Below are 1699 nucleotides of genomic sequence, written 5' to 3' on the forward strand. Positions count from 1 at the left end.
GCAGGAAATGTTCTACCGCCTGGCCGATGGAGAGATCGTCGGGAATGAGGTTGCCGCCACCGGGAACGACCGGCCTCTCGCCGGTCTTCAGTTCCGCCTCGATGATTTCGGCGGAAATCTCATCCTGCGAATAGAGCGCGGCAAGCCTGCGGACAAGATTTTCGAGCTCGCGCACGTTGCCTGGCCACGGATAGCGTTTCATCAGCTCGATGCCGCCGGTGGAAATGCGCTTTGTCTGCAGCCCTTCGCTAACGCCGAGCTTGAAGAAGTGCCGGACGAGATCCGGAACGTCCTCAGACCGCTCGCGCAGCGCCGGCAGCCTTAGCGGCACGACATTCAGGCGATAGAACAGATCCTCGCGGAAAAGCCCCTGATTGATCAGCGTGCGCAGATCCTTGTTGGTGGCGGCGACGATGCGGACGTCGGTTTTGATCGGCGTACGTCCGCCGACAGTGGTGTACTCGCCCTGCTGCAGGACGCGCAGCAGGCGCGTCTGCGCTTCCATCGGCATGTCGCCGATCTCATCGAGGAAGAGCGTGCCGCCTTCGGCCTGCTCGAAACGGCCGGTGGAGCGGTTCTGCGCACCGGTGAAGGCGCCTTTCTCATGCCCGAACAGTTCCGATTCGATCAGGTCGCGCGGGATCGCCGCCATGTTGATCGCGACGAAGGGGCCGCCGCGCCGGCGGCCATATTCGTGCAGCGCGCGCGCCACCAGTTCCTTGCCGGTGCCTGATTCGCCTGAAATCATCACCGTTAGGTCGGTCTGCATCATACGCGCCAGCATGCGGTAGATGTCCTGCATGGCCGCCGAGCGGCCGACCAGCGGCATCGTTTCCGGCGGCTCGTCGGCCCGTGCATCGATCTTCGGTCGTCGGGGCTCGGAAAGCGCCCGGTTGACGATATTGAGAAGCTCGGTCAGGTCGAACGGTTTCGGCAGATATTCGTAGGCGCCGGTTTCGGAGGCACGAATCGCGGTCATGAACGTGTTCTGGGCGCTCATGACGATGACGGGCAGTTCCGGTCGCGCCTTCTTGATGCGCGGCAGCATGTCGAAAGCGTTCTCGTCCGGCATGACCACGTCGGTGATGACGAGATCGCCCTCGCCGGCCGCCACCCAGCGCCATAGCGTCGAGGCGTTGGACGTCACGCGCACCTCGTGGCCGACGCGCGAAAGCGCCTGATTGAGGACCGTGCGGATCGCCGCATCGTCGTCGGCGACGAGAATATTGCCGCGAACCATCATTTGCGGTCTCCTTCGCCATCATCGTCTGTGCCGAACGGCGTTTCTTTCCAGGCTGGCATTAGGATGCGGAAGGTGGTTGCGCGCGGCGTCGAATCGCATTCGATGATGCCGCCATGCTCGCCGACGATTTTCGCGACCAGCGCCAGACCAAGCCCCGACCCGTTCGGCTTGGTGGTGATGAAGGGATCGAACAGGATCGGCAGGATATCTTCGGAAACGCCAGAACCGTTGTCGCGCACGCAGAATTCCAGCGGCAGCGACACGCGGCCCTGCGTTCCGGGAACGGAAACACGGATGCCCGGCCGGAATGCGGTCGACAGAGTGATCTCGCCTTGCGGATCGCCGCCAATGGCCTCGGCCGCATTCTTGACCAGGTTGAGGAACACTTGGATGAGCTGGTCGCGGTTGGCGAAAACCGGAGGCAATGATGGATCATAATCCTCCAATATCTTGATC

Annotated in this window: 2 protein-coding genes; both read right to left on the minus strand. The window is 62.5% G+C overall.

Annotated features, from left to right (window positions below):
• The coding region (ntrC, locus tag EOA85_RS34645) for a nitrogen regulation protein NR(I) (protein WP_127212676.1) at positions 1-1243 on the minus strand (1243 nt) is incomplete at its 3' end.
• Positions 1240-1699, minus strand: a 460-nt coding sequence (locus EOA85_RS34650; protein ID WP_245486320.1) for an ATP-binding protein, incomplete at its 5' end; no start/stop codon positions are given. The genes ntrC and EOA85_RS34650, both read right to left, overlap by 4 nt.

This window comes from Mesorhizobium sp. M5C.F.Ca.IN.020.29.1.1 (genome assembly GCF_003997375.1).
Lineage (GTDB): Bacteria > Pseudomonadota > Alphaproteobacteria > Rhizobiales > Rhizobiaceae > Mesorhizobium > Mesorhizobium wenxiniae.